This window comes from Streptomyces sp. S6 (genome assembly GCF_054880855.1).
The window spans coordinates 1-8663 of record NZ_JBTYMC010000285.1 but is presented as its reverse complement, the minus strand read 5'-3'; the positions used below and the strand labels follow the sequence as shown (position 1 = coordinate 8663).

At 71.3% G+C, this 8663-nt stretch carries 6 protein-coding genes; 3 read left to right on the top strand and 3 right to left on the bottom strand.

The genetic code is table 11. The annotated features are described in order from the left end of the window. Positions 1–1146, bottom strand: a 1146-nt coding sequence (locus ACVNF4_RS28380; protein ID WP_461805734.1) for a sigma-70 family RNA polymerase sigma factor, incomplete at its 3' end; no start/stop codon positions are given. A 257-nt stretch (positions 1147–1403) separates the two neighbouring features. Beyond that, positions 1404–2123: a TetR/AcrR family transcriptional regulator gene (locus ACVNF4_RS28375; protein ID WP_461805733.1), complete on the bottom strand. Its 720-nt coding sequence runs from the start codon at positions 2121–2123 to the stop codon at positions 1404–1406. Positions 2124–2535: 412 nt separating this feature from the next. On the opposite strand from ACVNF4_RS28375, the gene ACVNF4_RS28370 reads away from it, so the two are divergent. Together ACVNF4_RS28370 and ACVNF4_RS28365 are read left to right on the top strand one after the other, a co-directional pair. Continuing rightward, entirely contained in the window at positions 2536–3942 is a 1407-nt protein-coding gene (locus tag ACVNF4_RS28370) for an NAD(P)/FAD-dependent oxidoreductase (RefSeq protein WP_461805732.1), read from the top strand. A 205-nt stretch (positions 3943–4147) separates the two neighbouring features. Next, entirely contained in the window at positions 4148–5800 is a 1653-nt protein-coding gene (locus ACVNF4_RS28365) for an ATP-binding SpoIIE family protein phosphatase (protein ID WP_461805731.1), read from the top strand. 442 nt (positions 5801–6242) lie between these two features. Here ACVNF4_RS28365 and ACVNF4_RS28360 read toward each other — a convergent pair whose 3' ends face one another. Beyond that, positions 6243–7526 (bottom strand): MFS transporter, encoded by a 1284-nt coding sequence (locus ACVNF4_RS28360; protein WP_461805730.1) that lies wholly within the window; start codon positions 7524–7526, stop codon positions 6243–6245. Positions 7527–7646: 120 nt separating this feature from the next. Here ACVNF4_RS28360 and ACVNF4_RS28355 point away from each other — a divergent pair, with 120 nt between their 5' ends. After that, a complete protein-coding gene (locus ACVNF4_RS28355) occupies positions 7647–8198 on the top strand; it encodes a MarR family winged helix-turn-helix transcriptional regulator (protein ID WP_461805729.1) in 552 nt (183 codons plus the stop codon). The last annotated feature ends 465 nt before the right edge of the window (positions 8199–8663 follow it).

Below are 8663 nucleotides of genomic sequence, written 5' to 3'. Positions count from 1 at the left end.
GTGGGCGGCGCGGGCCATGCCGTACTTGGGGGGCTTGACGGGAGGAGGGCCACCGAAGAAGCGGTGGGAGACCTGTGCGTCGGCCCATTTGATGGTGGAGTGCCCGAGCCCCTCGGAAGCCGCCGCCCCACCGGCCGACGACCCCCCGTTCGCGGCAGCGGCAGCGCCACCGACCCCGGCAGCCCCCGCCCCCACACCCCCCGCGATGAGCGCCGCGGCCTTCGCGTACCCGGCAGCCCCGAACCACCCGATGACCGCCACCGGCACGACCGCCGGGATCCCGCTCGCCACTTCCTCGATCTGAAGCGCCGCGAGCCGGCACTTCGCACACTCCTCCAGATGCTTGCGCAACCCCCGCTCGGCCCGCGTCCGCAACCGTTTCCGCGCATAAGATCCGAGCTGGTCCGCGTACTGGCTGCACTCCTCGTCGGAGGTCAGCGTCGCCGACACGTGCGCCTGGAGATACGCCTGCTTCAACCCCTCCCGCGCCCGGGACGCCAGCACCCGCGTCCCGTTCGCGTCAAGACCGAACAGCGTCGCGACCTCGCTCGGCGACTCGTCCTCCACCTCGGTGTGCCACAACACCGCCTGCCACCGTTCCGGCAACGACCGGAACGCCTGCATCGCCATCGACTGCTCGGCCTCGTGCATCGCCCGCACGTCCGCGCCGAGCTCCAGAGTGTCGTCGTCCCCGACCTCCGACGCCCGCCCGGCCGCCGCCTGCGCCGCGAACACCGCGAAGTCGTCGACGAGCTGCTCCCGCTTCGCCGACTGCGTCCACTGCGCGGCCACCCGCCGCACCGACGTCAGCAGATAGGCGCGGACGGCGTACTCGGGCCCCGAACCACCCCGCACCGCCTGGAGCATCCGCGCGAACACCTCGGCGGTGAGGTCGTCCGCGGTGTGCCCGTCCCGGCAACAGGTACGGGCGTAGCGGCGGACGGCGTCGGCGTGCCGGCGGTACAGCTCCGCGTACGCCGAGTCGTCCCCCGCCCGCATCGACCCGATCAGCTCGGCGTCGGCCGGGGGCAGCTCCCTGAGGGGCGGCAGCACCCCGTCGTCCCGCCGGTCCCACTGGCTCGGCACCTGCGGCGACGTCAGCGCCTCGCCCTCACCACGTGACTCGTCCCGCCCGTCAACACTCATCGCGGAAAGCCCCCGCCGCCAGCCCGTCCAGTCCCGAACACCGGCCAAGAGTGCCATACCGCCATGAACCCGGTCCCCTCTCGTTCGAGCCTTCCACTCGTCCGTGGCCGTGGCCCGTTCCCTTGTACTAGGGGAAGCGGGCCGAAGAGTTCACCTTTTCGAGTGCAGGGTGAGTTCCTCGCGCCAGGGGGGCGCGAGGAACTGCGCGAACGGCCACGACGGGCCCGCACCCGCCGTCTTACCGAACCCGCCACCCCCTAACGCGACCGCAGACCCTCCAGCAGGATGTCCAGCAACCGAGCCGAAGCCGCCGCCTGCTGCACAGCGTCCGGCAGGGACGGCGCCGCGGTCGCGATCACGAGCAGCACATCGGACACCGACACATCCGCCCGCAACTCCCCGGCGGCCCGCGCCCGGTCGACCAACTGCCCCACGACCTCCAGCAGCGACCCCACCCCAGGATGGTCCAGCACCTCCTCGGGCACCAGCCGCAACTCCCCCCCACCCGGCTGCGACCGCTGCTGCGGCACCCGAGCCTCCTCCTCGGCCACCCCCACCCGCAGCACGTGCGGCGGCAGCAACCGCCCCGCCCCGGACGCGACGGACGTCCGCAGGAACCGGGACAGCGCCGACCACGGCTCGTCCTCCTGCCCGAGCGCGGCCCGCGCCTGATCCGTGAGCCGCGCGGTCTCCTCCTCGGCTATCCGCCGGACCAGCACGTCCTTGCTGGGGAACCGCCGGTACACCGTGCCCACCCCCACGCGGGCCCGACGAGCGACGTCCTCCATCGGAGCCCCGTAACCGAGCTCCCCGAACACCTCACGAGCAGCCCGCAGGACGTGCTCAAGGTTGCGCTGTGCGTCCACGCGCAACGGAGCCGTCCGCGAGGACTCCCCACGGCCGCCCCCCGTCGCGCTCATCATGGCGCCGCTCGCGAGAGCGGACGCCGTAGACCATTGCGAGTCCTGAATGTGCATCAATGATCCCCCGGTAAATGTCGTCTCCCCCCGGAGACTTTCCCCGTCATTGAACCGCGATCCCGTCGTATGAACCGCGATCGGTCGCCGAGGCGCGCAAAACCGGCGGCAGCGCACCGCTCCTGCGTGTCGCGCAGTCGGACGGCACACTTCCCCCTACACCCCGTCGACACACGAACATAGTTGAGCTGTAGTCAATTCAGAAGAGGCACGTTCCGCAGGGTAAGCCGCCCGATCGGAGTACACCGGCGATCTGTCCCGGTCGCGCACCCCCGCACACCCCGGCGCACCCGCCCTGACCTGCGCGCCCGGCCCGCGCACCAGCGGTGTGGCAGGCCCCTGCCACACCGGGGCGCGCACCCCGCTGCGCGCCGGGACTGTGGACAAACTCCCGTGTCGGGTGCGTCATGGGGTGGTGAAGGAACGTGCGCGCATTCTCGTTGTCGGCGGCGGCTACGTCGGGATGTACACGGCACTGCGACTCCAGCGGAAGTTGAGGCATGAACTGAAGCGTGGGGAGGCCGAGATCACGGTCGTCACCCCCGACCCGTACATGACGTACCAGCCCTTCCTCCCCGAGGCCGCGGCCGGCTCGATCTCCCCCCGGCACGTCGTCGTCCCCCTGCGCCGCGTCCTGCCGCACTGCCACGTCGTCGTCGGCGAGGTCACCGCCGTCCAGCACGCCGCCCGCACCGCGACCCTGACCACCCTCGCCACGGCGGAAGAGGGCACCGGCCCGCGTCAACTGGCGTACGACGAACTGGTCCTGGCACCCGGCTCCGTCTCCCGCACCCTCCCGATCCCCGGCCTCGCGGAGCACGCCATCGGCTTCAAGACCGTCGAAGAGGCCATCGGCCTGCGCAACCACGTCATCGAACAGATGGACATCGCCTCCTCCACCCGCGACCCCGCCGTCCGCGACGCCGCCCTCACCTTCGTCTTCGTCGGCGGCGGCTACGCGGGCGTCGAGGCCCTCGGCGAACTGGAGGACATGGCCCGCTACGCCTCCCGCTACTACCACAACGTCACACCGGACGACATGAAGTGGATCCTCGTCGAGGCGTCCGACCGCATCCTCCCCGAGGTCGGCCCCGACCTGGGCCGCTACACGATCAGCGAACTCCGCCGCCGGGGCATCGAGCTGCGCCTCACGACCCGCCTCGAATCCTGCCTCCACCGCACCGCCGTCCTCAGCGACGGCTCCCGCTTCCCCACACGGACGATCGTCTGGACCGCCGGCGTCAAACCCCACCCCCTGCTCGCCGCGACCGACCTCCCCCGCACCGACCGGGGCCGCCTGCGCTGCACCCCGGAACTGACGGTCGACGGCACCCCGCACGCCTGGGCAGCCGGAGACGCCGCCGCCGTCCCCGACGTCACCGCCACCCCCGGCACCCACACCGCGCCGAACGCCCAGCACGCCGTCCGCCAGGCGAAAGTCCTCGCCGACAACCTCGCCCGCTCCCTCAGAGGCGAACCCCTCCAGCCGTACGCGCACACCTACGCCGGGTCGGTCGCCTCCCTGGGCTTCCACAAGGGCGTCGCCCAGGTCTACGGCCGCAAACTCAAGGGGTACCCGGCGTGGTTCATGCACCGCGCCTACCACCTCAGCCGCGTCCCCACCTTCAACCGCAAGGCACGCGTGCTCGCCGAGTGGACCCTCTCCGGACTCTTCAAAAGAGAGATCGTCTCCCTCGGCTCCCTCGAACATCCGCGCGCGGAGTTCGAACTCGCCGCCGGTGGAAAGTCTTCTGACAACAAGACCGGTCCGCACGGGAATCCGGTTGACCAGGACGACGAGGACAACCCGAAGGAGTAGTCCTCACCCGATCCAGGAACTCCCCCGCACGCCCCGGCGTCGAACGAATACCAGGCCCGACGCCCGCACTGCCACACTTCATCCCGACAACCCTCTTACCGCCCTCCTACCGCCCGCTGTCCAGACCTCTGTCCCCCACCAGGCGTGTCCCCGCCGCACGGCCGCCCCGGAGCCGGCCGACCACCACTACACGAGGCAAGGATTCGTGAACTTCACGCGCTGGAGCGCCCGGCTCCCCGGAACGCAGCGCCGCGCCGCCGCGCGGGCCGAACACCCGCACGCCACCACCGACCGGCGCAGCGAGGGCTCCGTCCCCGCGGCCCGCGCCGAACACCTCACCGACCCGGAAGAGCCCCGGACCACCCAGGCCGTCGACGCCCTCCCCGCCCGTGAGGTCCTCGACCGCGTCCCCGCCCTGGTCGCCCTCGTCCACGGCCCCGACCACCGCCTCGCCTACGTCAACGACGCCTACACCACCGCCTTCGGCGCCCGCCCGCCCGGCGAACCCGCCGCCGACACCCTCCCCGAACTCTCCGAACTCGGCCTGCTCCCCCTCCTGGACCAGGCCCTGCGCAGCGGCCGACCCCGCACCCTCAAGTCCCGCAAGGCACCCGACGGCCGCTCCTACACGTTCACCTGCACCCCGGTCACCGAAGGCGACGGTGGCGAGAAGGACGCCGTCCTGATCTTCGCCGTCGACGTCACCGACCACGCCGAGGCCGCCGAGCGCCTGCGCGCCAGCGAACGCCGCCAGCGCGAGACCGCCGTCACCCTCCAGCGCTCCCTCCTCCCCCAGGAGCTGGAACAACCCGACGACCTGCGCATCGCCGCCGTCTACCACCCGGGCGGCACCGAGGCGGCCGTCGGCGGCGACTGGTACGACGTCATCACCCTCGGCGGCGGCCGGACCGCCCTCGTCATCGGCGACGTCATGGGCCGGGGCGTGCGCGCGGCGGCCGTCATGGGCCAGCTCCGCACCGCCGTGCGCGCCTACGCCCGCATGGACCTCCCGCCGCACGAGATCCTCCAGCTCCTCGACGGCCTCGCCGCCGAGATCGACGCCAACCAGATCGCCACCTGCGTCTACGCCGTCCACGACCCCAACGAGGGCCGCCTCGTCTACGCCTCCGCCGGCCACCTCCCGATCCTGGTCCGCGACGAGTCGGGAACCGTCACCCGCGCCCCCGAACCAACCGGCCCCCCGCTCGGCACCGGCGGCCTCATGCACTCCTCGACGTCCATTCCCCTGGGCCCCGGCTCCACCGCCGTCCTCTACACCGACGGCCTGGTCGAACGCCGCGACGCCGACCTCGACGAAGGCATCGAGGCCCTCGAACACGCCCTCTCCGGCGCCACCGGCACCCCCCAGGTCGTCTGCGACCGCCTGGTCCGCTCAGCAGGCGTGACCGCCGACCACGACGACGACGTCGCCGTCCTCGTCCTCCAGCACCCCAGCCGCACCGGCCCCGAGAGCGAACTCTTCCGCAACGCGGCACTGGAGCTGCTGGGCGGCGTGGAAGCGGCCCCCCGAGCCCGAGCCTTCGCCTCCGGCGTCCTCACGAGCTGGCGCTTCCCGCCCGACCTCCACGACCACGGAGTCCTCGCGGCCAGCGAACTGGTCGCCAACTCCCTCCAGCACGGCACCCCACCCATGCGCCTGCGCCTGCGCCGCACCGACCGCCGCCTCATCATCGAGGTCACCGACGGCGACGACCACCTCCCCCGCCGCCGCCAGGCCGACCCCGCCGACGAATGCGGCCGAGGCATCGCCATCATCGCCACCATCGCCACCAACTGGGGCGCCCGCAGAACGCCGGGCGGCGGCAAGGCGGTGTGGTGCGAGTTCGCGCTGCCGTAGAGGGGGGACGGCAAAGGGCCGTCGCAGCAGTGACGACGGCCCTGAGACGGGGCAGGTGCGGGCCGGCCGGGCCGAGGGGGTTCGCCCGGCGGCAGAGGGAGGGGGGCTTGCTTGGTAGCGGCGGGCCGCTCGCCCCGCGTGCCGGACGCGAGGCAAGCTTCGGACGGCGTTGAGGCGCCCAAGCCCCGCCCGCTGCGGATGGGCGTGGGCGGAGCGGCGTAGCGGATGGGCGTGGGTGCCGTGGAACGCACGACAGGCCAATTGCCCGCGCCCACTACGGACAGGCCGCAGCCCTCCACCCGCAGCGGGCGTTTCGGTCCGGCGCCCTGTGCGTGCGCCGCCCCTGCCCGCAGCCTCCGCTCGCGGCAGGCGCTCCGGGCGGGGGCGCTCTGTTCGCGTACCGCCTCGGCCCGCAGCCCCGCTTGCGGCGGGTGCGTTCCCGTCAGGCGTTCACCGACTCCACCTGAGCCCCGCCCCGCGCGACCACCCGGTTCCGCGCGAGCCACGGCTGGTCCTGGACGGCGGTCAGCTGCCGGCCCATCCGCAGCGCGAGCCACGTGATGCCGAGCGAGAACAGCAGGAACGTCACGATGTACGGCGCGTGCAGCGAGGCCCCCATCGGCCCGCCGACCGCCGGACCGACAGCCAGCGCAAGCTGCTTGACCAGTGCGAACGCCGAGTTGTACTGCCCGGCGAGCCCGCTCGGCGCGAGATCGGCGACCAGCGGCGCGACCGTCGGCGACAACATCGCCTCACCGAGCCCGAACAGCGCGTACGTCGACACGAACGCGGCCGTCGCGATCTCCGCACTCGCGTGCCCGAGCCCCGCATACCCCGCGACCGCCCACGCCACGGCCCAGATCAGCCCCACGGCCGCGACGACCCGGGACCGCCGACGCCGCTCCACGAACCGCAGGACCGCGAACTGCGCGACGACGATCATCGCCGTGTTCGCCGCGAGCGCCGTCCCCAGCGTCGACGGCGAGATCCCGGCCGCCTCCACCCCGTACGCGCTCAACCCCGACTCGAACTGCCCGTAACAGGCGAAGAAGAGGACGAACCCGAGGACCAGCAACTGCACCATCGCGCGGTTGCCCAGCATCGCCCGCCAGCTCGCCTTCGCGGACTGCGGAGCGTCGGCCACCTGCGGGGCGTGCGGCACCCGGACCGTCGTCATCACGACCGCCAGCAGCAGGAACATCGCCGCCTCGATCGAGAACAGCAGCACGAAGGACGACGCCTTCGACACGTCGACGAGATGACCGCCGATCAGGCCACCGACGCCGAGACCGAGGTTCTGGAGAAAGAACTGCATGGCGAACGCCCGCGACCGGGTCTCCGTCGTCGAGCAGTCCACGATCATCGTCGCCAGCGCCGGCTGCATCACGGCCTGCCCGGCCCCGAGCAGCGCGGCTGCGGCGAGGACGGCGCCGGCACGCGCGGCGAGACCCAGCGAGAGGGCGCCCAGCGCGGCGGTGACCAGGGCGACGAGCAGCACCGGAAGCGGGCCGCGACGGACGATGGCCCGCCCGGCGAACGGCAGCACGATCAGCGCGGCCACGGCGAAGACGGCGAGGACGAGCCCCGCCGTCATGGCACCGAGCCCCCGCACCTGCGCCACGTAGACGTACAGGTAGGGGACGGTGAAGCCGAGCCCGAACGCGCTGAGTGCGTTGCCGACGTGGATCCGGCGCATCGCCGCGCCCTTCTCCCTGGTCACGTTCACCTCTCTTAGATGGTTGCTAGGTCCAGGACTTAGCAACAAAGACTTCGAAGATAAAATTTCAAGCTAAACCGTACACCTTGAAGAACTTGAACGCCAACAGCCCCATGCGATACTCACGGCATGGGCGAAACCCCCGGCACCCCCGGTGAACCGACTCTCGACGAGCAGATCGCCGCCTACCAGCGCGAGTTCCGCGACCTCGACCCCCAGGTCGAGAAGATCGTCTCGGCCCTCTCCCGCCTGAACCGCCGGATGAACGTCGCCTACGGCCGCCAGACCGCGGGGCTCGGCATCTCCAACGCCGACTGGGAGGTCCTCAAGGCCCTCGTCCTCGCCGGCGCCCCCTACCGGCTCGGCCCCGGCGACCTCGCCAAGCGCCTCGGCCTCACGCCGGCCGCGATGACCCACCGGATCGACCGCATGGTCACCGAGGGGTACGTGACCCGGGAGCGCGACGAGTCCAACCGCGTCCGCGTCATCGTCGAGCTGACCCCCGAGGGCCGCGAGATGTGGCTGGAGGCCATGCGCCTCGCCTCCGTCTTCGAGGAAGACCTCCTCCAGGACCTCTCCCCGGGCGAGCGCGCGACGCTGGGTGAGGTTCTGACCAGGCTGCTACGCCGGGTGGAGCACGCTCAGCCGGATGCCGGGGGCCGTCTCAGCGATCTTGAGTAAAAGATCTTGACAGGGCGCCTTGACACGGGTCTGGGCGATCCGTAAGGTTCTTCGAGTTGCCACAGAGCCGTAACGGTTCTCCGGTAGCACTCCCGCCGCGCGAGCGGCACTCACACCTCAGCAAGATCACTCCTGACGGAGCGAATTCGGCATGTCCGCATGCTCGAATTCAATTCGATTCGGGACTCGGCCCCCGATTGGGAATCGCCGAGCGGATCCGCTAAGGTTTGAGACGTCGGAACGGCCCAACAGCCGGGAAGACAACCCCCCTCTGACTGGGAATCAGACGCCGAAAGGATCTGATAGAGTCGGAAACGCCGAAAGGGAAACGCCCGAAGCGAAAGCGGAGAGCGAGAACCGGAAAGCACCGAGGAAATCGGATCGGAAAAAGATCTGATAGAGTCGGAAACGCAAGACCGAAGGGAAACTGCCCGGAGGAAAGCCTGAGAGAGTCTCTCGGGTGAG

Coding starts and splice junctions, on each gene's coding strand:
- ACVNF4_RS28375 (WP_461805733.1), bottom strand. CDS start 2,123: ATGCACATTCAGGACTCGCAATGGTCTACGGCGTCCGCTCTCGCGAGC.
- ACVNF4_RS28355 (WP_461805729.1), top strand. CDS start 7,647: ATGGGCGAAACCCCCGGCACCCCCGGTGAACCGACTCTCGACGAGCAG.